This is a genomic window from Stenotrophomonas sp. 3(2025), from assembly GCF_052665395.1.
Map to the genome: position 1 here is coordinate 113859 of NZ_JBQOIF010000002.1, position 25204 is coordinate 139062.

Below are 25204 nucleotides of genomic sequence, written 5' to 3' on the forward strand. Positions count from 1 at the left end.
GAAGGAGATGATGGGAAAGGGTAGGGCAGGGGCCGTGTGCATGCCGGCAACGGTGCATTGCACGCATCAGTGCGCGCTCACCGCGATGCCTTCGGCGCGATCATCGATGCCGTCGCGACGGTCCAGGCGGCCGCTGAGTGCCGTCAGGGCGAACGCACCGACCACCACCAGCGCACCCAGCCACGGCGTATGCATCAGGCCGATGTGCTCGACCACCAGGCCGCCCAGCGACGCACCCAGCGCGATGCCGATGTTGAAGGCGGCGATGTTCAGGCCCGAGGCCACATCGGTCGCCTGCGGTGCGTAGCGCTGTGCCTGCTTGACCACATACACCTGCAGGCCGGGCACGTTGCCGAACGCCACCGCGCCCAGTGCCAGCACGGTCAGCAGCATCAGCCAGGTGCTGTGGGCGGTGAAGGTCATGACCAGCAGCACGATGGCCAGCAGCGCGAAGATGCGCTTCAGTGCGGGAATCGGGCCCATGCGGTCGGCCATGCGGCCGCCCCACAGGTTGCCGATCGCCACCGACACGCCATACACCAGCAGCACCAGGCTGACCGCGTTGGCCGAGAAGCCGGTGACGTCCTGCAGGATCGGCGCCAGGTAGGTGAAGGACAGGAAGGTACCGCCGTAGCCAAGCGCGGTGATGGCATACACCATCAGCAGGCGCGGCTGCGCAAGCACGCCCAGCTGCTGGCGGAAGGTGGCCGGCGCGCTCTGCGCCAGCCCGCGCGGCACGAACAGCAGGCTGCCCAGCAGCGCGATCACGCCCAGGCCGGCCACGGCCAGGAAGGTCGCGCGCCAGCCCAGGTGCTGGCCGATGAAGGTGCCCAGCGGCACGCCGGTCACCAGCGCCACGGTCAGGCCGGTGAACATGATGGCGATCGCGCTGGCGGCTTTCTCTTTCGGCACCACGGCGGTGGCGATGATCGAGCCGATGGAGAAGAACACGCCGTGCGCCAGGCCGGTGAGGATGCGGGCGACGATCAGCGAGGTGTAGCCCGGTGCCATCCATGCGATGACGTTGCCGAGGGTGAACAGCACCATCAGCGCCACCAGCAGGGTCTTGCGCGGCACGCGGCCGGTGAGCGCGGTCAGCACCGGCGCGCCGACGGCCACGCCCAGGGCATACAGGGAGACCAGCAGGCCGGCCGAGGGCAGGCTGACCTGCAGGTCGGCAGCGATGGTCGGGATCAGGCCGACGATGACGAATTCGGTGGTGCCGATGGCAAAGGCACCGAGGGTCAGCGCCAGCAGGGCGAGCGGAATGCCACGGATCATGACAGTGTCCAGAGGGAAGGAAGGCGCGCAGTGTGCGCGGCCGACCTTTGCCGAAAAACCGGTCTTCACGCCAATCACTCTTGCCGCCTGGTCAATAATGGCGCCATGAAAACCACCCTCGACGAAATGCAGGCCTTCCTGGCGGTGATCGACAGCGGTTCGATCAGCGCGGCTGCCGAGCAGCTGGGGCAGACACCCTCGGGTGTGAGCCGCGCGCTGGGTCGGCTGGAGGACAAGCTGGGCACGACCCTGCTGACCCGCACCACCCGCCGCCTGCACCTGACCGCCGAGGGCGAGGCCTACCTGCGCCATGCGCGGGCGATCATCGATGCGGTGGAATCGGCCGAGGAACAGATGGCGGCGCGGCGCGAGCGTCCGGCCGGCCGGCTGCGGGTGGATGCAGCGATGCCGTTCGTGCTGCACGTGATCGCGCCGCTGGTGGCGGGTTACCGCGCGCGCTATCCGGACGTGCAGCTGGAGTTGAACAGTTCCGAGCGCTACATCGACCTGCTGGAACGGCGCACCGATCTGGCGATCCGTATCGGCCCGCTGGCCGATTCCACCCTGCATGCGCGGCCGCTGGGGCGCTGCCGGCTGCAGGTGCTGGCCAGCCCGGCCTATCTGGCCACGCACGGCCAGCCGGCCAGCGTGATGGCACTGGGTCAGCACACGCTGCTGGGGTTCAACGAGCCGGAGTCATTGAACCGATGGCCGCTGCCGGGTGATGCCGAGGGGCAGCTGCTGGTGCGGCCGGACATCGCGGTGTCCAGCGGCGAGACCCTGCGCACGCTGGCGGTGGAGGGCGTGGGCATCACCTGCCTGTCCGACTTCGTGACCGAACGCGACCGCGCGGCCGGCACCCTGGTGCCGGTGCTGGCCGCGCAGACGCTGGATGTGTACCAGCCGATCCATGCGGTGTACTACCGCAACACGGCCGTGTCGGCACGGATCAGCTCGTTCCTGGATTACCTGGGCGAGGCGATGGCCGCATCGGATTACCTGCGCTGATGGAGTGTCCGGGTTGCCGGCCAGCGGCCGGCACTACCGGGAATCGCACGCATGGTAGTGCCGGCCGCTGGCCGGCAACCCCCACACTGCCCGGTGGTTCCGTCAGGCCGCGCGCGCCAGCGCACCCTTGCTCGCCGTCGCGGTTCCCAGATCAAACACATCCACCGCTTCGATCAGGCGATCCGCCTGCTGTTCCAGGCTGCGTGCCGCGGCGCTGGCTTCTTCCACCAGCGCGGCATTCTGCTGGGTGGTGCCATCCATCTGGATGATGGTCTGGCTGACCTGCTCGATGCCGGCCGACTGTTCCTGCGACGCAGCGGAGATCTCGGCCATGATGTCGGTCACGCGCTGCACCGACGCGACGATCTCGGCCATGGTGTCGCCGGCCTGGCGCACGCGCTGCGCACCGTGGCCAACCTGTTCCACCGACGCCTCGATCAGCGATTTGATTTCCTTGGCCGCTGCCGCCGACCGCTGCGCCAGCGTACGCACTTCACTGGCGACCACCGCGAACCCGCGGCCCTGCTCGCCGGCACGCGCCGCTTCCACCGCGGCATTCAGCGCCAGGATGTTGGTCTGGAACGCGATGCCGTCGATGACGCTGATGATGTCGGCGATCTGCCGCGATGAGCCTTCGATCGCATCCATCGTCGCCACGACCTGGCCGACCACTTCACCGCCGTGCGAGGCCACGCTGTGTGCACCGATCGCCAGCTGGTTGGCCTGCCGCGCATGCTCGGCGTTCTGGCGCACGGTGGAGGTCAGTTCCTCCATCGACGCGGCGGTTTCTTCCAGGTTCGCCGCCTGCTGTTCGGTGCGGCGCGACAGGTCGTTGTTGCCGGCGGAAATTTCCGCAGCGGCGGTGTGGATGCTGCCGGAGGCGTGCTTGATGTCGCTGACGATCGTCGCCAGCTGTGCAGCGGTGGCGTTGGCATCCCCCGCAATGCGGGCGAACACGCCCTGGAAGTCGCCGTCCATACGCGCACCCAGGCGGCCATCGGCAATGGCACGCAGCATGGCCGAAACCTCCCCCAGGTTCTGTTCGGTGGTCTGCATCAAGCGGTTCAGGCCATCGACCATCGCGCGGAAATCATGCTCGAAGCGCGCACTGTCGCCACGCTGGCTGAAGTCGCCTGCGGCAGCGCCTTCGGCCAGGCGGCGGATCTCGCCGTTGATCGCGCCCAGGTTGGATTTGACCGCATCCAGCGCCTGGGTGATCACGGCCTTCTCGCCGGGCAGGCGCTCCATGTCCAGGCTGAGATCGCCCACGGCATAGCGGCCCATGATCGTGATCGCGCGCATTTTCACCTGGATGTGTGCATCGACCAGGGTGTTGGTGTCGGCCACCATCGTGCCGTAGGCGCCGGGGAAGGCGCTGCTGTCCATGCGGTGGCTGATCGTGCCGGCGTCGTGAGCCCTGGCCATCGCGGTCTGCGCATCAAGCACCCCACGCAGGGTGCTCTGCACGGCCTGCATCGCCTGTGCCAGGCGACCGATCTCGTCGCGGCTGCGCACCTGCACCACGTGGTCGAGGTCACCGGCGGCGACCGCACGCGCGGCCGCTTCCACCGCCAGCACCGGCTGCACCACGGCGCGCCGCAGCCACCAGCCAAGGGCGATCAGCAGCAGCACGGCGGCGCCGATGGTCAGCGCGGCGCACAGCAGCAGCGTCTGCCGTGCCTGGTGCGAACGCGCGGTCACCGCGGCTTCGGCCACCTCGGTGGCCTGCGTACCCAGCGCATCCAGCGCGGCCGCCACCGGACGGTCCTTGCCACGCACCAGGGAATCGCCCACCGCCGGGTCGTAGCTGGCGTCAGCGAAGGCCTGCAATGCGGCGTGGTAGTCCTGCTGCAACTGTGCGTGCCGGCCGGAAAACGCCTGTGCCAGTTCGCGCGTGCGCGCATCGGGGCTGGCGGCCAGGCCCGTGGCCAGTTCGGCAACGATGCGGCCCTCGTTGTCGAAGGCCTGCAGGTGGTGCTGGCGCAACGCGTCATCGTGGCCGCGCAGCAGCACGTTCTTCCACTCCTGCACCTGCCCGCGGAATTCGCGTTGCAGGCGCTCGGCATCGCGGCTGTGGGCAACCTCCGGCGGTACGTCGGTGGACAGCTTCAACCAGGCCGACGCCAGGCCCGCCAGGGCGCATACCAGGACAACAGCCAGACCTACGGAAACGGCACCGAGCAGCTTCGACTGCAGCCGCGGCGCATGGGAAGAGGCGTTCATGGGACGAGATCTCGGAAGGGGTGCGATGCGGTATCGACCATCCTTTAGGTCTCTGAAGTGCGATGTCTGTCACATTACCGTTCTGTTTAGTGATGTGAAGGATATGTTTACTTGGACAAATGTGTCCATTTGGAACAAAAGCAGACCCTCGACAGGTGGATTAAATGTAACTACTGTAGTTACATGAAATCCGCCAACCCGCTTTCCGACGCCCTGCACGTGATGGCCCATCTGGTCGGCCAGCACGGGCCGCGAACCTCCGAACAGCTGGCGACCTGCCTGCCGACCCATCCGGTGGTGATCCGCCGCCTGCTGGCGCAGATGCACAAGGCCGGCCTGGTACGCAGCACGCGCGGTCACGGTGGCGGCAGCCAGCTCGCCCGCGATGCGGCGACGATCACCCTGCACGACGTCTACCAGGCCATCGGCGCGCCGCCGATGGTCCAGGTCGGTACCCGCGAAGGCAGGGGTGGCTGCCCGATCCAGCAGCTGGTCAACCAGGCCCTGCTGGACAGTGCCCGCCAAGCGCAGCGCCTGCTCGAGCAGCGGCTGCAGGCAACCACGCTCGACCAGCTTGGCGCCGACTTCGCCCGCCATCTTGCCCATCACCGTTCCCTGGAAGGTCACCATGAATCCTGATGTCCTCATCGTCGGCGGCAGCTACGCCGGCATCGCCGCCGCACTGATCCTGGCGCGTGCGCGCCGGGCGGTCACGATCATCGATGCGGGTTCGCCGCGAAACCGCTTCGCCAGCCATTCGCACGGCGTGCCGGGCCTGGATGGCATCAGTGGCGCCGAGTTGCTGAAGAACGCGCGCCAGCAACTGCTGGACTACCCGACCGTGCGTTGGCTGAATGCCGAAGCGGTGCAGGCCACGCTCCGCACCGAAGGTGTGGAGGTGCGTACGGCTGACGACCAGGTACTGACCGCGCGCAAGCTGCTGCTGGCCACCGGCATCGCCGACCAGCTGCCCGATCTGCCCGGCCTGGCCGAGCGCTGGGGCAGCACCGTGCTGCACTGCCCGTACTGCCATGGTTATGAAGTGGGGGGCGGCTCGATCGGCCTGCTCGGCGGCCATCCGATGTCGGCCAGCAAGGCGCCGCTGTTCGCCGACTGGGGCAACGTCACCTTCTTCAGCCAGGGCCTGCCGATCAGCGACGAGGAACTGGCCGCCATGCAGCAGCGCGCTGTGCAGGTGGAAACCACGCCGGTGGTAGCTGTGCACGGCGAGCAGCCGACGTGGCTGGAAGTGGAGCTTGCCGACGGTCGCCGTGTTGCCCAGCGTGCGCTGTTCGTGCCGGCCATGCAGCAGATGGCCACGCCGCTGGTGCAGCAGCTGGGCTGCGCGTTGGTGGAGGGTCCGCTGGGCGTGCTGATCGAGGTGGACATGATGAAACAGACCTCGGTGCCGAATGTGTACGCCGCCGGTGATGCGACCACGGTCGGCAACATCACCCTGGCCATGGCCGAAGGCGTGCGCGCGGGCATCGGCATGCACCATGCGCTGGTGGCCGAGGACAGCCTGCCGCGCTGAGGCAATGCATCCACGCAGGGCGCGGATCCATTGAAGGGTGCCGACGTTGCCGGCACCCTCCGCCTTCAACCTTCCACGCTGGCCGCGTCCAGCTGCGCCACATCCTGCCCGCTCAACGCCACGTTCGCCGCCGCCAGCAGGTCGTGCAGCTGCTCCACGCTGGTGGCACTGACGATCGGTGCGGTGATCGACGGCCGTGCCATCTGCCATGCCAGTGCGATCTGCGCGGCAGTGGCGTTGTGCTTGCTGGCCACGTCATCCAGTGCCTGCAGAATGCGCAGGCCGCGCGGGTTCAGGTAACGCTTGACCACGGTGGCGCCGCGCGCGGAACTCTTGCCGGCATCGTCCGGCGTGCGGTACTTGCCACTGAGGAAGCCGCTGGCCAGTGCGTAGTAGTTGATCACGCCGATCTGCTCGCGCTGCACCAGCGGTTCCAGTTCTTTCTCGTAGCCGGCGCGGTCGTACAGGTTGTACTCCGGCTGCAGGGTTTCATAGCGTGGCAGCCCGTAGTCGGTAGAGACCTTCAAGGCATCGGCAAGACGCGTGGCGCTGTAGTTGGACGCACCGATCGCGCGCACCTTGCCCGCTTCGATCAGGCGACCGAACGCGGCCAGGGTCGCTTCCAGCGGCGTGGATTCATCGTCCTCGTGGGCCTGGTACAGATCGATCACCTCGGTCTGCAGGCGACGCAGCGAATCCTCCACCGCCGCATTGATGTTGTCCGGGGTGAGGCCGGGGCGCTCGGCCCATTTGGCCACCTTGGTCGCCAGCACCACCTTGTCGCGCTTGCCGCTGCGCGCGAACCACTTGCCCAGCAGTGTCTCCGACTCGCCACCCTGGTTGCCCGGCACCCACGCCGAGTACACGTCGGCGGTGTCGACCAGGTTGAAGCCGGCATCGACGAAGGCATCCAGCAGGGCGAAGCTGGCCTTCTCATCAGCGCTCCAGCCGAACACGTTGCCACCGAAGGCGAGCGGAGCTACATGCAGGCCTGAACGGCCCAGTTCGCGGTTTGCCGTCATGGGCACGGACTCCTTGGGGGAAGTCCTTCAGGATAGAACGCGATGTGTGACCGCGCTGCGGCGCTGACCACAAAACTGTGTTCCGCACCGCGCACGCGGCTAACGTTTTGTGAACACCTGCGGCGCGGCGGCTGCTAGTCTCGCCGCATCTTCCGCTGGAGTCGCCCCGATGATTGCTGCCTCATCCCTGCGTGGTTGCCGCCTGCTGCTTGCTTCGGCCCTGCTGGTTGCCGTTCCCGCATTCGCCGCGCCAGCCACGGTCGCACCGGCAAAGATGCAGGTGTCGCCCGCGATCGATGCCGCGGTCAACGCCTCGACCCGCGACCCGGCCAACGTCAAGCGCGACGGTTTCCGTCATCCTGCGCAGACCCTGGGCTTCTTTGGCGTCGCGCCGGAAAAGACCGTCATCGAGATCACCCCGGGCAATGGCTGGTACTCGGAGATCCTGGCGCCGCTGCTGCGCGACAAGGGCCATTACATTGCTGCGGTGGTCGATCCGCAGGCCGTGGCCGAAGGTCGTGGCCGCGACTACCAGCAGCGCAGCCGCGACAGCCTGGAAAAGAAGTACGCCGCCGCACCGGCACAGTTCGACAAAACCACCGTGGTTGCCTACGACCCGGCCAAGCCGGTGTTCGGTGCAGCCAACTCGGCCGATGTGGTGCTGACCTTCCGCAACGTGCACAACTGGCGCAAGGCCGGCCAGGCGCAGGGCATGTTCCAGGGCTTCTTCAACGTGCTCAAGCCGGGCGGCGTGCTCGGCGTGGTCGAGCACCGCGCCAAGGCCGACGTGGCCGACGCTGACGACACCGGTTATGTGGGCCAGCAGCAGGTGATCGCGATGGCCGAGGCCGCCGGTTTCAAGCTCGACGCGCGCACCGAGGTCAATGCCAACCCGCGCGATACCAAGGACCATCCGAATGGCGTGTGGACCCTGCCGCCGACCAACCAGCATGACAAGGCGGATGACGCCAAGTACCAGGCCATCGGTGAAAGCGACCGCATGACCCTGCGTTTCGTGAAGCCGTGACCCGGTAGCGCCGGGCCATGCCCGGCGAGCACGCGGCGTGGCATGGGACAATGCCCTGCCCGCCGCCTGCCGTCCCCGCGATGCTGATTGCCTTCAACAAGCCGTTCAACGTGCTCTGCCAGTTCACCGACCGCAGCGTGCCACCGCGGCCGACATTGGCCGGCTTCGGTTTGCCGCCGCGCGTCTACGCTGCCGGCCGTCTCGACCATGACAGTGAAGGCCTGCTGCTGCTGACCGACAACGGTACGCTGGCGCACAAGTTGACCGACCCGAAGCACAAGGCGGACAAGCTCTACTGGGTGCAGGTGGAAGGCACGCCCAGCGACGGGCAGCTGCAGCAGCTGCGCGATGGCGTGGTGCTCAATGATGGGCCGACGCTGCCGGCGAACATCGAGCGCCTCGATCCTGCGCCTGAACTGTGGCCGCGCGATCCGCCGGTGCGCTTCCGCAAGACGGTGCCCGACAGCTGGCTGGCGATCACGATCCGCGAGGGGCGTAACCGCCAGGTGCGGCGGATGACCGCTGCGGTGAACCTGCCGACGCTGCGGCTGGTACGCGCTGCAATGGGGCCATACCGGCTGGATGACCTGCAGCCCGGGCAGTGGCGGCAGATCGGCTGAAAAAAAGGCCGGAGGCCTTGCGGCGTCCGACCCTCGTGCAGCGTCATGGGGTCAGAGCCCTTCCTGCGGAAGGGTTCCGACCCCGGTCAATCAGGCGTCGCTGCCGATATCGCTGTGCTCGTCGACCACGGTGTCGTTGCGGCGATCGCGCGCGTTGATGCGCTGGGCCTGGCCGTTGACCACATGGCCATTGGCGGCCTTCTTCTTCTGCTGCTTGCGGTACAGCGCATAGCCCAGCAGGCCTACGCCCACGGCAGCTGCCGCGATGGTCACCGCCGGATTGCGGCGGGCGAACCTGGTGGCGACCTTGCCGCCGGTCTTCACCGCGCCAAGGGCGGCACCGGTCTTGATCCAGTCGCTGGCCTGCGGGCCGAGGTGACGCAGGCTGCCGCCCGCGCTCTTCAGGCCATCGCCTGCGGTATGGGCCAGGTCGAGGGCGCGCTCCAGGGCGCGGTCGGTGATTACGGTCAGCTTGCTCATGCGGGGGTGTCCTTGCCTCGGGTCGAAGTCCAGTGTCGCCTGTTGCCCGTAAACGGTATGTCAGTCAGGCGGGCGCGTGGTGTGACTCTACCGCAGCCATTCAGGAACGGGCGGGGTGTCGGCGCGCATTACGTCCCGCGTGGCTTGGCCCGGTGGGTCGCCGTAGCCGTCCAAGGGTCGTCCGGCCACGGGTGGCGCGGGTAACGGCCCTTCATCTCCTTCTTCACCTCGGCGTAGGTGTTCTCCCAGAAATTTCGCAGATCCTGGGTGACCTGCAACGGCCGGCCACCCGGCGACAGCAGGTGCAGGGTCAGCGGCACCCGGCCATCGGCGATGCGTGGCGTATCGGCCAGGCCGAACAACTCCTGCAGCTTCACCGCCAGCACCGGCGGCAGCGGCTCGCCGCTTTCGCCGTCCAGCGCATAGCTGATAGGCCGCTCCAGCCCCGACGGCACGGTGATCCGGGTGGGCGCGTGGCGCTCGACCAGCTGCCGTTGCGACCATTCCAGTGGCGACTTCAGCGCTTCGCCGAAACTGGCCTCGTCCAGTGCATCCAGCCGTGTCCTGCCCGCGAACGCCGGCTGCAGCCACTGCGCACGGTTGGCCAGCAATGCGCCATCACTGCAGTCGGGCAGGCCCAGCTCGGGCATCCAGCGCCGCAGCGATTCCACCCGTGCCTGCCACTGGCGCAGACCGTCGGTCCATGGCAACGCCTGCAGGCCGAGCTCGGCAACGGCGTCGGTCAGCGCCTGCGCCGCCAGCTGCGGATCAACCCGGCCAGCCGAACGGCTGTCCATCACGATGCGGTCGAAGCGTGTTTCGCGCAGCGCGACCAGGGCGCGGCGGGTGTCATCCCAGCGCACCGCGTCTTCGGTTACGAAGCGCTCGGGCCAGTGCCTGCGCAGATAGCCTTCATCCACCGGTGCGGCGCGCAGCAGCAGCGCATCGCGGGCTTCGAAGCGCAGCTCGCTGGCCACCAGCCACGGTTCTCCCCGCAGGTCGCTCAGTTCATGCAGGCGGGCGCTGCGGCCGTTGGCCAGCAGGTAACGCAGCGGGTCGTTCGGATGCTGGAAGGCAATGCGATCGGGGAAGGCATGGGCCAGCAGGTCGCCCAGTTCGTGGGCCTCGATGCTGGCGGGCGGTGTAGTGTCACAACGCAGGCGACGGCGCCACTGTTTGGCAGCGCCATCGATGGCGGCCAGGCCACTGCGATTGGCATCGGCCGGCGCACGGCCGTTGCGGAAGGCCGCCAGTGCGCGCCAGCGTGCGGCCAGTGCATCACCGCCCTGGCGCAATGGGTCACGAGCTTCCAGCAATGCCGCCAGATCGGCGGCCAACGCCTGCGCGCGGGCATCAGCTGCGGCCAGCAGCATCGCGGCCATCCGCGGGTGGGTGCCCAGCGCCAGTACGCGACGGCCGAGTGCAGTGATCGCGCCGCTGCTGGACAACGCGCCCAGGCGCTGCAGCAGTTCGCGTGCGGAGGCCATCGGCCCGGTCGGTGGCGGGTCAAGGAAGCGCAGGTCGCTGCTGCCCCAGGCGGCCAGTTCCAGCGCAAGGCCGGCCAGTTCAACCTGGTCGATCTCGGCGCGACGCTGCGGTTCCAGCCGCTGCGACTGCGGCCACAGCCGCCAGGCCACGCCCTCGGCCACGCGCCCGGCACGGCCGGCACGCTGGTCGGCCGAGGCCTGCGCAATGGCGACCACGTCCAAGCGGGTGAATCCACTGTTGGGGTCGTAGCGGGGCTCGCGCGCCTGGCCGCTGTCGATCACCACGCGCACGCCGGGCAGGGTCACCGAGGATTCGGCGACGTTGGTGGCCAGCACCACGCGGCGGCGGCCGTCGCTGGCGGCCTGCAGCACGCGCGCCTGCTGTTCCACCGGCAGTTCACCGTGCAGGGCCAGTACGTCCACCGCAGCGCCAGCAAGGCTGTCCTGCAGGCCTGCCTGCACGCGTGCGATCTCACGTTGGCCGGGCAGGAACACCAGCAGGTCACCGGGGTGCTCGGCCAGCGCCTGCTGTACCGCGCGCCGCACCTGCAGTTCCAGCGACTCGTCACGCCGGGCAGGGAAGTGGCTGATTGCCACCGGATAGCTGCGGCCTTCGCTGCTCAGTCGTGGTGCATCGAGGAAGCGCGCCAGGCGTTCGCCATCGAGCGTCGCCGACATCACCAGCAACCGCAGGTCATCGCGCAGCTGCGACTGCACGTCCAGCGCCAGCGCCAGGCCCAGGTCGCCACTGAGGTGGCGCTCGTGGAATTCATCGAACAGGATCGCACCCACGGTTTCCAGCATTGGATCGTCCTGCAGCATCCGGGTCAGGATGCCCTCGGTGACGACCTCGATGCGCGTGCGCGCCGATACCTTGTTCTCGAAGCGGATGCGGTAGCCGACGATGCCGCCGACCTCCTCACCGAGCTGGCGCGCCATGAACATCGCGGCACTGCGCGCGGCCACCCGGCGTGGTTCCAGCAGGATGATCCTGCGGCCCTCCAGCCACGGCGCATCGAGCAGCGCCAACGGCACCTGGGTGGTCTTGCCAGCGCCGGGCGGGGCTTCCAGCACCAGCCGCGGGTGCACGGCCAGGTGCTGTTGGATCTGCGGCAGCAGCGGAGAGATGGGGAAGTGCGGGGCGTTCATCTGCAAAGGATAAGGGGCCATGGCGGGCACGGGTACAATGCGCGGGTTTTCCTGCCTCTGCTGCCCCCATGCATCTGATCGATATCGGCGCCAACCTGACCCACGACTCCTTCGACCGCGACCGCGATGCCGTGCTGGACCGCGCACGCCAGGCCGGTGTGGTGCAGATGATCATCACCGGTGCCAGCCGTGAGCATTCGCCGCTGGCCCTGCAGCTGGCGCAGCAGCACCCGGGCTTCCTGTACGCCACTGCCGGCGTGCACCCGCACCACGCGGTGGAGTACACCGACGAGTGCGATGCGGAGATGCGCGCGCTGCACGCCCATGCCGAAGTGGTGGCGGTGGGTGAGTGCGGGCTGGACTACTTCCGCGATTTCTCGCCGCGCCCGGCGCAGCATCGCGCGTTCGAGCGCCAGCTGCAGCTGGCTGCAGACAATGGCAAGCCGCTGTTCCTGCACCAGCGCGACGCGCATGCCGATTTCATGGCGCAGATGAAGAATTTCGAAGGCCGCATCGGTCCGGCCGTGGTGCACTGCTTCACCGGCGAGCGCCAGGAGCTGTTCGATTATCTCGACCAGGACTGGTACATCGGCATCACCGGCTGGCTGTGCGACGAGCGACGCGGCGGTCACCTGCGCGAGCTGGTGAAGAACATTCCGGCCAACCGGTTGATGATCGAGACCGACGCACCGTACCTTCTGCCGCGCACCTTGAAGCCGATGCCGAAGGATCGCCGCAACGAACCGGTGTTCCTGTCGCACATCGTGGAAGAGCTGGCGCGGGACCGTGGCGAGGATGTGCAGACCACGGCCGCAAACGCCACGGCTGCCACGCGTGCGTTCTTCCGGTTGCCGGACGCCGCCTGATCGGCCGGCACTACCCGTCAGCCGGGAGCGCCCGGATCCGGTAGCGCCGGGCCATGCCCGGCGAGCGAAGCGGCAAGATCCGTCAGCCCTTCCCGATACGTTGGAAACCGCGGCGTCCAGCCCAGCGCGTCGCGCGTGCTGCGGCTGTCGATGCGCTTGCTGCTCTGGTAGAAGCGCCGCAATGTCGCGCTGACTGATGGATCGTCCCAGGCCACCGCGGGTGGCATGGCGAAACCCCCCAGCTGCGCAGCGAAGGCCAGTACATCCTGCGGCGGCGCCGGTTCGTCATCGCTCGGCAGATACAGTGCGTTGGCCATGGGGCGTTGCATCGCGGCGATCACCACCGCAGCCAGGTCGTCCACGTGCAGGCGATTGAACACCAGCCCTGGCCGCACCACGTGCCGTGCGCGGCCCTGCGCCAGCTGCAGCAGCGCGTTGCGCCCGGGTCCGTAGAGGCCGGGCAGGCGGAACATCGCCGAGGCGATACCGCGCGCCTCCGCCAGCGCACGCCATTGCGTTTCGGCCAGGCGACGCTGCATGCCTGCCGGCCCGGTGGCATCGGCCACGCTGTGCTCGTTGATCCAGCCACCGTCGCGGTCGCCGTAGACCGAGGTCGACGACAGGTAACCGAGCCAACGCAGTGAACTGCTGTCGCCCAGCGCGGCATGCAGCAGGCGCAGCGCCGGGTCGCCCTCGGCATCGGGAGGTACGCTGCACAGCACCGCGTCGGCATGGGCAATCGCAGCGAGCAGGCGGGGGGCAAGCGCGGCGTCGGCACGCAGCTGATGACGCAGCAGGCCATCGTCAGGTGCCGACGCCGGATCGCGCACCGTGCCTTCCACGTGTACGCCCTGGGCTTGAAGGCGCGCGGCCAACACGCGGCCACTCCAGCCCATGCCGAGGATCAGTACGCGCTTCGGCAACGGGCCAGGCATGTTCATCGGATCACACCGCGCGCTGGGCCTGGTAGGCCTGCAGGCTGCTGTAGGCCACCTGCAGCAGCAACGCCTCCTGGTCTGCGGCACGCGCACGCGCCAGCATGTCGCCGACGATCTGGGCCGCTTCCACCTGCTGGCCTGCTTCCAGGTCGCGCAGCATCGACGCCTTCAACGCCGAACCGGCCTGGGTCAGGGTGCCACGCGCGGTGTCCTGCGCCGCCTGCGGCACCGGCTCACCCGCTGCTTCGGCCACCGCCAGGCATTCGTCATAGAGCCCACGCACGATGGCGTCGCCGTCGTCGGTGGCCACGATCGTGCCGATGTCCGCACGCAGCAGGCAGGTGGCCGCCGCCAGCGCGGTCAGGAAGGTGTACTTGATCCACTGCTCCTGGCCGATGTGTTCACTGGCCAGATGATCGAGATTGGCCTGCGCACACGCTGCTGCGAACGCCTGCACGCGCGCGGAGATCCCACCGCCATCGCGCTCGCCGAAGGTCAGCTTGGCCGGCTTTCCCAGGTGCAGCACGGCCCCATCAGGCGCCTTGGTCGCACTGATGAAGCACAGCCCGCCGAGCACGGCGTCGCGGCCGAAGCGCGCGTCGAGCGCGTTGTAGTGATGCAGGCCGTTGAGGATCGGCAGCACGGTGGTACCCGCGCCCACCGCCGGGGCGATGGCATCGATCGAACTGTCCAGGTCGTAGGCCTTGCAGCTGAGGATCACCAGATCGAACGGCGTGTCCGCAGCCAGCGCAGGCAGGGCATCAGCGATGACGTGCTGTACCGGGAACGTGGCATCGCCCACCGGGCTGCGCAGCACCAGGCCATCACGATCCAGCTGCGCGGCGCGCGCGGGGCGCACGAGGAAGGTCACGTCCACGCCAGCCTGGGCCAGGCGACCACCGAAGTAACCGCCGGTACCGCCGGCGCCGAGGATCAGGATACGCATTGCACGCTCACTGCAGTTGGGGGATTCACTGCAGCGATTGTGCCGGAGTTTGCGGCCAAGCCTACAAGGACGTACTTGCGGCGTCCCCGCAACCCGACACCATCCCGCCATCCCACGGATATCTCGCTTTTGACGTTGACGTTGACGTTGCTGTTGACGTTGCTGTTGCTGTTGCCGGCCAGCGGCCGGCACCACCACTGCGGGTGCAGGGCCGCAGGCCCTGCAGAACATCCTCAGCTGCGCATGCCCACGCCACGGCGCAACAACCACAGCGCCAACGCCGTCAGCACCACCACGAAACCGATCATCAGCGCATACGCCACCACCACCGGCACATCGCTGCTGCCCAGCAGGCCATAGCGGAACGCGTTGACCATGTAGAAGATCGGGTTCGCGTGCGTGGCCGCCTCCGCCCATGGCGGCAGCAGCTTCACCGAATAGAACACGCCGCCCAGGTAGGTCAGCGGGGTCAGGATGAAGGTCGGCACGATCGCCACATCATCGAACTTCTTCGCATACACCGCGTTGATGAAGCCGGCCAGCGAGAAGATCGTCGCGCCCAGGATCACCGTGGTCAGCGTCACCAGCGGATGCGGGATGCGCACCGGCGTGAAGAACATCGCGATGATCAGCACGATCACGCCCACCATCAGGCCGCGCAGCACCGCACCGGCCACGTAGCCCCACAGGATCACCCAGTTCGGCATCGGGCTGACCAGCAGCTCTTCCACGTGGCGGCCGAACTTGGCGCCGAAGAACGAGGAGCTGATGTTGCCGTAGCTGTTCTGGATCACGCTCATCATCACCAGGCCCGGCACGATGAACTGCATGTAGGTGTAGCCGCCCATGTCGCCCACGCGCGAACCGATCAGGCCGCCGAAGATCAGGAAGTACAGGGTCATGGTGATCGCCGGCGGTACCAGGGTCTGGCCCCAGATGCGCATGATGCGGGCGACTTCGCGGCGCACGATGGTCATCAGTGCGATGCGGTTGCGCTGGCCGTCGGTCAGGACCGGGGTCGGGGTGCTGCTCATGCGGACGTCTCCTGGTTGCCGGTGAGGCGCACGAACAGTTCCTCCAGGCGGTTGCTCTTGGTACGCATCGAGCGCACGCGGATGCCCGCCGCGTTCAGTGCCTCGAACACGCGGTTGAGGTCCATCGCACGTGGCATGTCGATGTCCAGCGTATGGCCGTCGGTAGCGGTCAGGGTTGCCCCCTCGATCACCGGCAGCTCGGCGGGCAGGGTGCCGTCGATGTCCAGCAGGAAGCCTTCCACGTCAAGCTTGGCCAGCAGTTCGCGCATCGGGCCCTGGGTAACGATCTGGCCGTGGTCGATGATGGCCAGGTTGCGGCACAGGTGCTCGGCCTCTTCCAGGTAGTGGGTGGTGAGGATGATCGTGGTGCCGGCGGCGTTGATCTCCTTCAGCACCCGCCACATGTCGCGACGGATCTCGATGTCCACGCCAGCGGTCGGTTCGTCCAGGATCAACAGGCGCGGCCGGGTCATCATCGCGCGGGCGATCATCAGCCGGCGCTTCATGCCGCCGGACAGGGTGCGGCTCATCACCTGCGCCTTCTCCCACAGGTGGGCGCGCTTGAGCTCGACTTCGGCCATCTGCTCGGCTTCGGCGCGCGGCACGCCGTAGAAGCCGGCGTAGTTCACCAGGATGTCGAAGGGCTTTTCAAACAGGTTGAAGTTGATCTCCTGCGGCACCAGCCCGATCAGGCGCATGGTGGCGCTGCGGTTGCGCACCAGGTCGCTGCCGAACACTTCCACCTGGCCCTCGCTGAGGTTGACCAGGGAACTGATGATGCCGATCAGGGTGGACTTGCCGGCACCGTTCGGGCCCAGCAGGGCGAAGAAGTCGCCCGGGGCCACTTCCAGCGAGACCCCTTTCAGGGCCTGGGTGCCGTTGTCATAGGTTTTACGCAGGTCGCGCACGCGCAGGGCGGGCGCCGTATCGTTCAGGGAAGCCAAGCTCGAAGCCTTCGCGCCCATGGGCTGGCGCTGGAGAGGGGCGGGGAAGGTCTATTATAGAAGACCCCGAGGGCTTGCCCCGGCTACACACTGTCCCGAAAAGTCGTGCCTGTCCAATTCCCCATCAAACTGGTCGACCGCCGCATGCTGGCGCCCTCCATCGGCCATTACCAGTTCGTGCGTGACGACGGCCAGCCGCTGGATTTCCAGCCCGGCCAGTTCATCCAGGTCCATTTCAGCTACGCCGATGGCACCGAAACCAAGCGCAGCTATTCGCTGGCGACCATCCATGACCACGCGCTGGGGCCAGGCGAGGCGGTGGATATCGCGGTCAGCTTCGTACCCGGTGGCGCCGCCACGGCGCTGTTCGAGGCGCTGGACATCGGCGGCCAGGTCAGCGCGTCCGGTCCCTACGGTCGGTTCTGCCTGAACCCGGGCGACCACAACGGCCGCTACCTGCTGATCGCCACCGGTACCGGCGTCACCCCGTACCGCTCGATGCTGCCGTTGCTGGCAACGGCGATGGCCGAGCGAGGCGTGCAGGTGGTCCTGCTGCAGGGCGCACGCAGCCCTGGCGAGCTGCTGTACAGCGAAGATTTCTACAGCTTCGCCGAAAAGCACCCGAACTTCCGTTATGTGCCTTGCCTGTCGCGGGAACTGCCGGCCGAGCCGCACCCGGACGTACACCATGGCTATGTGCAGCAGGCGCTGGCGGCGTTCACGCCGGACCCGGCCACCGATATCGCCTACCTGTGCGGCAACCCGGACATGGTCGACGCCTGCGCCGAAGCGCTGAAGGCGGCGGGCCTGGGTAATCCGCAGATCCGCCGCGAGAAGTACGTCAGCAGCAAGTAGTGCCGGCCGCTGGCCGGCAACCCCGCACACCGGAGGCGGCATCACGCCGCCCCCGGGACCATGCCTCAGTACGGCACCCACGCATCGCGCCAGGCCGAACCCACGCCCGGCCGGTACGCCTCGGCATTGACGTTGCACCACGCGCCTTCCGGGAACGGGCGGCAGGCGTAAAGCTTGCCGTCGCTGCTCTTCACCACGGTCTGCCCGGGCACGTAGCTGCCGATACCGGCCGGATACACATGGTCGAAATCACCGCCGGGTGACGGCGTACCCGGGTCTGGCACCTTGGTGTCCAGCTGGAAGCGGTTGCCGTCCTTCAAGTACACGCGGTTGTCGGTGGCCGAGGCGGTCGGCGTGATCGCGCCATTGCTGAGTACGCCGACGCGCGCATGCTGGGCACTGGCGTTGACCTTGCGCGCAAGCGCCAATGGCCACTGCGCCGGCGTGGTCTGGCCTGCGGCCAGGGTGGCTTCCACGCGTTCCACGTCGTTGCCGTTGGCATTGAACACACGCAGCGCCAGGGTGGTGCCCACCGGAAGCTCGGTACGCGCGGTCACCGGCCCGGCATCCTGCCACTGCGGCACCGGCGTGGTACCGCCGCCGCCTTCAAAGCGCACGTCCATGCAGGTATAGAACGCTTCGGTGGAATCGGCGCGCTGCCAGGTGTTGTAGATCACATGCTGGCCGCTGCGCTGCGGCAGCGTGCACTGCAGCTTGTAGGTGCCATCGGCCGACAGCGGCGTGTTGCCCAGCGAGCAGAATTCCTGCAGGTCGGCCCAGCGCAGCGGGCTGCCCGGTTGCCAGCCGGCGCGGGTGACGAAGAACTTCCAGTCGCGCGTAGCGTGCGGGGCGGTCGCCTTGAACACGAAGGTGAACCTGCCGTTCGCATCGGGCTGGATCGGCGTGGTCTGCCAGTCGCTGCGCTCCAGGTCCAGGCCGCGGAAGGTCGGGTTGTTGCCGCTGCACAGCTTGCCGTCGGGTACCACGGCCTGGTGGTTGCCGTTGGCATTGGCCTGGTTGATGCCGTTCCAGTCGTAGAACGCCTGCGAGCCGGCCACTGCCTTGGCGGCCGCGCAGGCCGGGTTGGTGGGGTTCTCCGGGTTGCCCTGGAAGCAGGCATAGACGCGGCTGGCCGGGGTGGTCATCGTGCCGTGTGCGGCGGCGTTGCCGGCAACGCCAACACCGGCGCCAACGAAGACGGTGGCCAACAGCAATGGGGTGTATCGCAGAGACATGGCGCATCCTTGTGTTCGTCGAAGGGAGCGGTGACCGCAGCACCCACGCCGTGTCGCGCGACGGACGATGAGCGGTACCGCCGCGAGTATCGAGCTGCAATACGCAGTGGGAAACCACGTCAACGCCGATCCGTGACTACGCGTGTGAAGCCCTTCCCGCAGGCTTCACGCCACACTGAACGAACACGCTGGCGGTCACGCCTGCGGCGCGGCGACGATCACGTTCCTGTGCAACGTCATTGCCGCGGGTGGCCGACCCGATCCACCTGGCACGAAAAGCATCCATGTCCTGCGTTGTGCAGCTGCACGAAGGCCACCGTCGTATCGGCGAACAGCCGGTCCAGGTGCGCGGCAACCTCGGTGCCCTGGCAGACCAGGCCGCTCAGCATGAAGTCCGCGCTGTCATAGGCGCGCACCGAGATCAGCCGACGTTGCACGTAGGCAGGTACCACGCCCACGGGCAGCACGCAGCGGGTTGCACCGCGCTGCACGAAGATCGGGCCCGAGGCGCGGTAAGGCGACAGCGTGGCCAGGTGGGTGTAAGGCAGCAGAAGCAGTTCTGCACCGGCAGGCGCGTCGGTCAGGCTGATCCTGCAGGGGTAGCCGCCGCTGTCGCCCGCGCGCCGGCGCACGATTCCCCGAGCGGCCAGCGCATCATCGCTGGATTCGAAAAGTGCCTCGAACGGCTGGTGGTCGATGCCACTGAGTTGCCACGGATGCATGAATGTCTCCCGGTTCTGCGCGCATTCTGTCGCCGCCACGAGGCACCTGCTCGCCATTTTCCGCCACCGGATTCGACAGGTTGCATGGTCGTGGCTGTTCCCGCGCTGGCTGCAGCGGCCCGGGCCAGCGCCACAAGGCGCTAAGATGCGCGCGCCGCCCTTCTTCCAGCGCCACATGTCCCTGGATTTCCCCACCGTCGCCGTCCTTGGCTTCCTGCTCTGCGTGGGCATCGCGCTGGGGTTCTCGTTGCTGCTGCTGGTGCTGCGCGGGCAACCGGTGCTGCGGCTGTGGACGATCAGCCTGTGGGCCCTGACACTGGGGGTTACCCTGCTGGCGCTGCGTCCCTACCTGCCGCAGGTGCCGGCGATTCTGGCCGGCAATGCGGCGATGGCCGCATGCGCCGTGCTTCTGCTGCGGGGCGTGGCCCTGCATCTGGACCAACCCTTGCCGGTGTGGCGACCGCTGTTGCTGGTGGCTGCATTCATGGCCGGCATCTTCCTGTTCCTGGTGCCGTGGCCGAACCTGGTGGTGCGCCTGCATGTGTTCAGTGTGTTCGCCGCGCTCATCGATGGTTGGATCGCCTGGCTGCTGTTGCGCCATGCTCCGGCACAGCAGCGCACCAGCTGCAGGCTGGCCGCTGCGGTGTTCCTGGCAGAGGGCCTGCTGTACATGGTGCGCCTGTTCCTTCCGGTGGCGGCCGACGCTGGTGAGGACATCATGCGCACCGGCACGCCGATGTTCGTGACCTACCTGGCCGGAGTGATGCTGGAGCTGGCACGCTGTTTCGCACTGGTGCTGCTGCTGGTCGAACGGATGCTGGTGGAACTGCGCCAGGCTGCACGGATCGATGGTCTCACCGGCCTGCTCAATCGCAGCGCGGTACTGGCTGATGGCCAGCTGCAGCTGGAGCAGGGGCGCCGGCACGGTACGCCGTTGGCGGTGCTGTTGCTGGATGTGGATCATTTCAAAAAGGTCAACGACCGCTGGGGTCACCTGGCCGGTGACCGCGTGCTGCAGCATTTCACCGGGGTGTTGCAGCGCTGTGCGATGGGGCGCGTGCATCTGCTCAGCCGCTATGGTGGCGAGGAATTCCTGATGCTGCTGCCTGGCAGCAGCGGCAACGAGGCGACGGCGCTGGCCGACGCGATCCGCCAAGGGTTGCAGCAACGTCCGGCCATGCTCGATACCGGTGCGGTGGCGGTGACTGCCAGCATCGGGCTGGTGTTGGACGATGGCCGGACCGATCTTTCCGGCCTGATCGCGCTGGCTGACGCGGCGCTGTATCGGGCAAAGGCCGAGGGTCGAAACCGCCTGGTGGCTGTGCCGACGCCGGCCTAGGACATCCACCTGTCGCCGTCAGCGTCCGGCGCGTGTAAGTTGGGTCACATTCGATTGGTCACATCCGCCGCGACAGACCGTCGTGGTGGACAGGAACGTTCCCAGGGGAATCACGCACGATGCAAAGACACCATTTCGCGCGGGCCGGGTTGCTGGCCAGCATGCTGATTGCCGGCTGCAGTGCGCCACCGCAGGCAGGACTCGACGGCGCGGGCGATACACCCAGCCGCCGCTACGGCCAGATTGATTTCCGCCCCTGCACGCTGGCCACCGAAGGCGCCAATGCCAACGTCGAGGCGCAGTGCGCGACGTTCCAGGTGCCCGAAGACCGGAGCAGGCCGGATGGCCGCAGGATCGACCTGCGCGTGGCCTGGCTGGAGTCGGGCAACAGCGGTTCGGGCCTGCCGGACCCGGTGTTCTTCCTGGCCGGCGGACCTGGCCAGGCGGCCAGCGAGGTGGCCGTCATCGTCGATACCGCACTGCGCCAGGTGCGCAAGCAGCGCGACATCTTCCTGATCGATCAGCGCGGCACCGGCGGCTCCAATCCGCTCAGCTGTCTGGGCGCGGACGGCAAGGAGCTGCCGATGGATGAAGACGCTGCGCCCAGCGAGGCGCTGCTGCGCGAGTACGCGGAGCGCTGTGCCGCGTCGCTGAAGGGCCGTGCCGACCCGCGCTTCTATACCACCGCCGAAGCCATCGCCGATCTGGACGCGGTACGCCAGGCGCTGGGCGCGGACACGCTGAACCTGGTCGGTGGCTCGTACGGCACCCGCGTTGCCCAGCGCTACGCGGCCGCGTACCCGCAGCACACCCGCAGCATCGTGATCGATGGCGTGGTACCGAACGAACTGGTGGTCGGCGGCGATTTCGCCACGACCTTCGACAACGCGATCACCCTGCAGTCCGAGCAGTGCCGCAAGGATGCTGTCTGCAGCAAGCGCTTCCCGGTCGACACCCGTGCGCAGCTGCGCAGCGTGGTGGACACCCTGCGCCGCGCACCGGTCACGGTCGACTACCGCGACCCCGGCACCAACGCACCGCGGCAGGAGGTGCTGACCCCGGACAGCGTGGTCGGCCTGGCGTTCGCCTTCTCCTACGTACCGCAGTACTCCTCGCTGTTGCCGCTGGTGCTGGATGAAGCGGCACAGGGTCGCTATGCACCACTGGCGTCGCTGGCGCGCGGTGCGACCCGCAGCATGGATTTCCAGATCAACCGCGGCATGCAGTGGTCGGTGATCTGCAGCGAAGACGCTCCGCGCTACCAGGCGCCGGTCGAAAGCAGCGACAGCCTGGTCGGCCCGGAAGTGGCGCGCGCGTTCTTCGCCGCCTGTCCGGTGTGGCCGCACCAACCGGCTGCGGCGGCTGCGGCAGTGCCGCTGCACAGCGACCTGCCAGTGCTGCTGCTGTCCGGCGAACTGGACCCGGTGACGCCGCCGCGTTACGCCGAGCAGGTGCTCAAGGGCCTGCCGAAGGGACGCGCGCTGGTTGCCCGCGGCCAAGGCCACGGCACCCTCACCGCCGGCTGCATGCCACGCCTGCTGGGCCAGTTCATCGACACCACCGATGCCAAGGCGCTGGATGCCAGCTGCCTGGACACGCTGAGCTACGTGCCGGCGTTCACCTCGTTCAACGGATGGGCCCCATGATCGTCGCCGACAACCTGCACAAGGCCTTCAATACCCGCACCGGTCGCATCCAGGCGGTGGCCGATGTCGGCTTCCGCGCCGAGGATGGCCGCATCACCGGCCTGCTCGGGCCGAACGGCGCCGGCAAGACCACCACCATGCGCATGCTGTACACGCTGATGACGCCCGATGAAGGCAGCATCACCGTCGATGGCATCGACGCGGCCCGCGACCCGGTGGAAGTGCGTCGCCACCTCGGCGTGCTGCCGGATGCACGTGGCGTCTACAAGCGGCTGACCGCACGCGAGAACATCGCCTACTTCGGCGAGCTGCATGGCCTGTCCGCGTCGCGCATCCGCGAACGCATCGAGGTGCTTTCGCATGCGCTGGACATGGCCGACATCCTAGATCGGCAGACCGATGGCTTCTCGCAGGGCCAGCGCACCAAGACCGCCATTGCCCGCGCGCTGGTGCACGACCCGCGCAACGTGATCCTTGATGAACCCACCAACGGCCTGGACGTGATGACCACCCGCGCGCTGCGCCGCTTCCTGCTGGGCCTGCGCGAAGAAGGGCGCTGCGTGATCCTGTCCAGCCACATCATGCAGGAGGTCGGCGCGCTGTGTGACCACATCGTGATCATCGCCAAGGGTACGGTGATGGCCGCCGGCAGTGCCGATGAACTGCGCGCGCAGTCCGGCGAACCCAACCTGGAAGATGCGTTCGTGAAACTGATCGGCAGCGAAGAGGGCCTGCACGCATGAGCAAGATGTCGACCCTGATGACGGTGATGCGCAAGGAACTGCGTGACCTCTCGCGTGACCGCCGCACCCTGCTGCTGACCCTGCTGTTCGGCCCCGTGCTGTACCCGCTGCTGATCCTGGGCATGGGCAAGCTGGCGGAAAGCCGCGTGCGGATCCAGATCGAACAGCCGCTGCAGATTCCGACCATCGGTGCGGAGAATGCGCCGAACCTGGTGCGCTTCCTGGCGGCGCAGGGATTGAACGCCGCGCCGGCACCGAAGGATCTGGCCGAAGCGATCCGCTCGCAGGAGATCGACGTGGCCCTGCGCATCAGCCCTGAGTTCGGCAAGGACTGGGCCGATGGCAAGCCCGCGCTGGTGGAAGTGATCCGTGACAGCACCCGTCGTGCCGCCGAAGTGCCCAGTGCGCGGCTGCAGGCGGCCTTGGCAACCTACAACGGCCAGGTTGGTGCGCTGCGGCTGATGGCGCGTGGCGTCGACGCACAGGTTGCCCGACCGCTGGATGTGGCCACCCAGGACATGGCCAGTGCCGAGGCCAAGCGCGGCATGATGCTGTCGATGCTGCTGCCGGTGCTGCTGACGCTGACCTCGTTCATCGGCGGCGCCTACCTGGTGATGGATGCCACCGCCGGTGAGCGCGAGCGGCAATCGCTGGAGCCGTTACTGGCGACCCCGGGTTCGCGCAGCGCCATCGTCAGCGGCAAGATCGCCGCCGCCTGCGTGGTCGGCTTCGCCTCGTTGCTGCTGACCTTGATCGCGTTCAAGGCCAGCGCACAGATCGCGCCCGGCAACGTCGGCCGGCAGCTCAACATGAACATCGGCTCGATGCTGCAGATGCTGCTGGTGATGGTGCCGATGCTGCTGATCGGCACCTCGTTGCTGACCTTCCTCTCGGCCGCGGCCAAGAGCATGAAGGAAGCGCAGAGCCACATGACCTGGCTGGTGCTGCTGCCGATGCTGCCCGGCTACGCGCTGATGGCTTACCCGGTGAAGAGCGAGCTGTGGCAGTACGCGGTGCCGTTCCTGTCGCAGAACCAGATGCTGCTGAAGGTGATCCGCCACGAGGACATCAGCCCGACCATCTGGGCGATCTACCTCGGCGCCAGCCTGACGCTGGCTGCCGTGCTGTGGTTCGCCGCCGTGCGCCGCTACCACAACGAGCGGCTGGCGATTTCCGGCTGAGCGTAACCGGTAGCGCCGGGCCATGCCCGGCGGATTTGAAACGAGGCCCGGTCATGCCGGGCCTCGTGCATTTCAGCGCTGTGAAGCGTTTCCGTCTGCATACCGCGCCGGCGTCACTCCCATCTCGCGCTTGAATACCGCGATGAAAGCGCTGGGCGTGTCGTAGCCCAATGACAGCGCGACGGTAGTGACGGATTCACCGGCCAGCAATCGCGGCAGCGCCAGCAGCACGCGCAGGCGCTGCCGCCAGCGGGTCAGGGTCATGTTCGTTTCGGCCTGCCAGCGGCGGGCGAGGCTGCGACTGGACAGGCCGCTGGCCGCTGCCCAGTCCTCGACGGTGCGGGTGTCATGTGGCGCACGTGCCAGGGCGGCGGCGATGCGGCGCAGGCGGCGGTCACCGGGTTGCTGCAGCGCAAGTGGCAACGGCGTGCCTGCAGCAATCTCATCGGCGATCACCCCGGCCAAGCGCTGTTGCCGCGCATCCAACGCCTGCCCGCACCAGTGCAGTGCCCGCGGTACCGCCACCTGCAACACGTCGCTGGGCTGGAAGATGCGCGGTGCGGTGGGCAGGTCCGCGCAGGCCGCCTTGCTGAAGTACAGGCTCCAGCCATCGAAGTTGCCGATGCTGGAAAGCGCATGCGGATGCTGTGGCGGAAGCCACGCCACGTGCCCGGCCGGAAGCAGCCAGTGGGTGTCGCCCACCTCGATCCGCAACAGGCCGGTGTGGGCGCCCAGCAGTTGCCCGCGCGCGTGCTGGTGGCGAGCGGTGCGCCGTGAACCCTGCATCGCCAACTGCGTGCCGAGCAGGGCCGGCCCCTCACTGGCATCGGCCAGTGCAGGATCGATCAGTGGTGTCTGGAGTGTCTGTTCTGCCATATCCATTGGCAGTTATACGGCAGAACCGCCGGTAGCGAGCGTCGACAC

At 67.7% G+C, this 25204-nt stretch carries 23 protein-coding genes; 11 read left to right on the plus strand and 12 right to left on the minus strand.

The window, feature by feature from the left end:
- Positions 1–66 precede the first annotated feature (66 nt).
- Entirely contained in the window at positions 67–1281 is a 1215-nt protein-coding gene (locus ACUXVE_RS02060) for an MFS transporter (protein ID WP_093819484.1), read from the minus strand.
- A gap of 105 nt (positions 1282–1386) precedes the next feature.
- Here ACUXVE_RS02060 and ACUXVE_RS02065 point away from each other — a divergent pair, with 105 nt between their 5' ends.
- A complete protein-coding gene (locus tag ACUXVE_RS02065) occupies positions 1387–2289 on the plus strand; it encodes a LysR substrate-binding domain-containing protein (protein ID WP_445513715.1) in 903 nt (300 codons plus the stop codon).
- A gap of 102 nt (positions 2290–2391) precedes the next feature.
- Here the strand turns inward: ACUXVE_RS02065 and ACUXVE_RS02070 are convergent, their stop codons facing one another.
- Positions 2392–4512 (minus strand): methyl-accepting chemotaxis protein, encoded by a 2121-nt coding sequence (locus ACUXVE_RS02070; protein ID WP_445513716.1) that lies wholly within the window; start codon positions 4510–4512, stop codon positions 2392–2394.
- Positions 4513–4695: 183 nt separating this feature from the next.
- Here ACUXVE_RS02070 and ACUXVE_RS02075 point away from each other — a divergent pair, with 183 nt between their 5' ends.
- Both ACUXVE_RS02075 and ACUXVE_RS02080 read left to right on the plus strand, forming a co-directional pair.
- Complete coding sequence (locus ACUXVE_RS02075; protein ID WP_117311710.1) at positions 4696–5151, plus strand: Rrf2 family transcriptional regulator; 456 nt, start codon at positions 4696–4698, stop codon at positions 5149–5151.
- Complete coding sequence (locus tag ACUXVE_RS02080; RefSeq protein WP_445513717.1) at positions 5141–6046, plus strand: NAD(P)/FAD-dependent oxidoreductase; 906 nt, start codon at positions 5141–5143, stop codon at positions 6044–6046. Before ACUXVE_RS02075 ends, ACUXVE_RS02080 begins: the two co-directional genes overlap by 11 nt.
- 65 nt (positions 6047–6111) lie before the next feature.
- Here ACUXVE_RS02080 and ACUXVE_RS02085 read toward each other — a convergent pair whose 3' ends face one another.
- Positions 6112–7068, minus strand: coding sequence for an aldo/keto reductase (locus ACUXVE_RS02085; protein WP_445513718.1), 957 nt, complete (start codon positions 7066–7068; stop codon positions 6112–6114).
- A gap of 169 nt (positions 7069–7237) precedes the next feature.
- On the opposite strand from ACUXVE_RS02085, the gene ACUXVE_RS02090 reads away from it, so the two are divergent.
- Together ACUXVE_RS02090 and ACUXVE_RS02095 are read left to right on the plus strand one after the other, a co-directional pair.
- Positions 7238–8095, plus strand: a complete 858-nt coding sequence (locus ACUXVE_RS02090; RefSeq protein ID WP_445513719.1) for a class I SAM-dependent methyltransferase — start codon at positions 7238–7240, stop codon at positions 8093–8095.
- Positions 8096–8175: 80 nt separating this feature from the next.
- Positions 8176–8715 carry a pseudouridine synthase gene (locus tag ACUXVE_RS02095; RefSeq protein ID WP_093819472.1) on the plus strand — a complete coding sequence of 180 codons (540 nt, stop codon included), beginning with the start codon at positions 8176–8178 and terminating at the stop codon, positions 8713–8715.
- Positions 8716–8805: 90 nt separating this feature from the next.
- Here ACUXVE_RS02095 and ACUXVE_RS02100 read toward each other — a convergent pair whose 3' ends face one another.
- On the minus strand, positions 8806–9195 hold the full coding sequence (locus ACUXVE_RS02100; protein ID WP_093819471.1) for a hypothetical protein: 390 nt from the start codon (positions 9193–9195) through the stop codon (positions 8806–8808).
- Positions 9196–9323: 128 nt separating this feature from the next.
- On the minus strand, positions 9324–11831 hold the full coding sequence (hrpB, locus tag ACUXVE_RS02105) for an ATP-dependent helicase HrpB (protein WP_445513791.1): 2508 nt from the start codon (positions 11829–11831) through the stop codon (positions 9324–9326).
- A 68-nt stretch (positions 11832–11899) separates the two neighbouring features.
- Between hrpB and ACUXVE_RS02110 the strand changes: the two genes are divergently transcribed.
- Positions 11900–12697, plus strand: coding sequence for a TatD family hydrolase (locus ACUXVE_RS02110; protein ID WP_025877584.1), 798 nt, complete (start codon positions 11900–11902; stop codon positions 12695–12697).
- 17 nt (positions 12698–12714) lie between these two features.
- On the opposite strand, the gene ACUXVE_RS02115 is transcribed toward ACUXVE_RS02110, so the two are convergent.
- From ACUXVE_RS02115 to ACUXVE_RS02130, 4 genes are all read right to left on the minus strand, one after another.
- Positions 12715–13632: an NAD-dependent epimerase/dehydratase family protein gene (locus tag ACUXVE_RS02115; RefSeq protein ID WP_445513792.1), complete on the minus strand. Its 918-nt coding sequence runs from the start codon at positions 13630–13632 to the stop codon at positions 12715–12717.
- Between the two features lie 10 nt (positions 13633–13642).
- A complete protein-coding gene (panE, locus tag ACUXVE_RS02120) occupies positions 13643–14581 on the minus strand; it encodes a 2-dehydropantoate 2-reductase (protein ID WP_445513720.1) in 939 nt (312 codons plus the stop codon).
- A 233-nt stretch (positions 14582–14814) separates the two neighbouring features.
- The gene (locus ACUXVE_RS02125) at positions 14815–15615 is read right to left on the minus strand and encodes an ABC transporter permease (protein ID WP_088101854.1); all 801 of its coding nucleotides are present in this window, start codon (positions 15613–15615) and stop codon (positions 14815–14817) included.
- Positions 15612–16580 carry an ABC transporter ATP-binding protein gene (locus ACUXVE_RS02130; protein WP_177177050.1) on the minus strand — a complete coding sequence of 323 codons (969 nt, stop codon included), beginning with the start codon at positions 16578–16580 and terminating at the stop codon, positions 15612–15614. The genes ACUXVE_RS02125 and ACUXVE_RS02130 overlap by 4 nt, the downstream gene beginning before the upstream one ends.
- An 84-nt stretch (positions 16581–16664) precedes the next feature.
- Here ACUXVE_RS02130 and ACUXVE_RS02135 point away from each other — a divergent pair, with 84 nt between their 5' ends.
- Positions 16665–17414 carry a ferredoxin--NADP reductase gene (locus ACUXVE_RS02135; RefSeq protein WP_080149594.1) on the plus strand — a complete coding sequence of 250 codons (750 nt, stop codon included), beginning with the start codon at positions 16665–16667 and terminating at the stop codon, positions 17412–17414.
- A gap of 65 nt (positions 17415–17479) precedes the next feature.
- Here ACUXVE_RS02135 and ACUXVE_RS02140 read toward each other — a convergent pair whose 3' ends face one another.
- Both ACUXVE_RS02140 and ACUXVE_RS02145 read right to left on the minus strand, forming a co-directional pair.
- Entirely contained in the window at positions 17480–18649 is a 1170-nt protein-coding gene (locus ACUXVE_RS02140; RefSeq protein ID WP_093819463.1) for a lytic polysaccharide monooxygenase, read from the minus strand.
- A 236-nt stretch (positions 18650–18885) separates the two neighbouring features.
- Positions 18886–19371 (minus strand): DUF1203 domain-containing protein, encoded by a 486-nt coding sequence (locus ACUXVE_RS02145; RefSeq protein ID WP_445513721.1) that lies wholly within the window; start codon positions 19369–19371, stop codon positions 18886–18888.
- 145 nt (positions 19372–19516) lie between these two features.
- Between ACUXVE_RS02145 and ACUXVE_RS02150 the strand changes: the two genes are divergently transcribed.
- From ACUXVE_RS02150 to ACUXVE_RS02165, 4 genes are all read left to right on the plus strand, one after another.
- The gene (locus tag ACUXVE_RS02150) at positions 19517–20710 is read left to right on the plus strand and encodes a GGDEF domain-containing protein (protein WP_445513722.1); all 1194 of its coding nucleotides are present in this window, start codon (positions 19517–19519) and stop codon (positions 20708–20710) included.
- A 119-nt stretch (positions 20711–20829) separates the two neighbouring features.
- Positions 20830–22356, plus strand: coding sequence for an alpha/beta hydrolase (locus ACUXVE_RS02155; protein ID WP_445513723.1), 1527 nt, complete (start codon positions 20830–20832; stop codon positions 22354–22356).
- A complete protein-coding gene (locus ACUXVE_RS02160) occupies positions 22353–23099 on the plus strand; it encodes an ABC transporter ATP-binding protein (protein WP_025877565.1) in 747 nt (248 codons plus the stop codon). Before ACUXVE_RS02155 ends, ACUXVE_RS02160 begins: the two co-directional genes overlap by 4 nt.
- Positions 23096–24280, plus strand: a complete 1185-nt coding sequence (locus ACUXVE_RS02165) for an ABC transporter permease (protein WP_445513724.1) — start codon at positions 23096–23098, stop codon at positions 24278–24280. The genes ACUXVE_RS02160 and ACUXVE_RS02165 overlap by 4 nt, the downstream gene beginning before the upstream one ends.
- Positions 24281–24352: 72 nt before the next feature.
- Here the strand turns inward: ACUXVE_RS02165 and ACUXVE_RS02170 are convergent, their stop codons facing one another.
- Positions 24353–25156, minus strand: coding sequence for an AraC family transcriptional regulator (locus tag ACUXVE_RS02170; protein ID WP_445513793.1), 804 nt, complete (start codon positions 25154–25156; stop codon positions 24353–24355).
- Between the last annotated feature and the right edge of the window lie 48 nt (positions 25157–25204).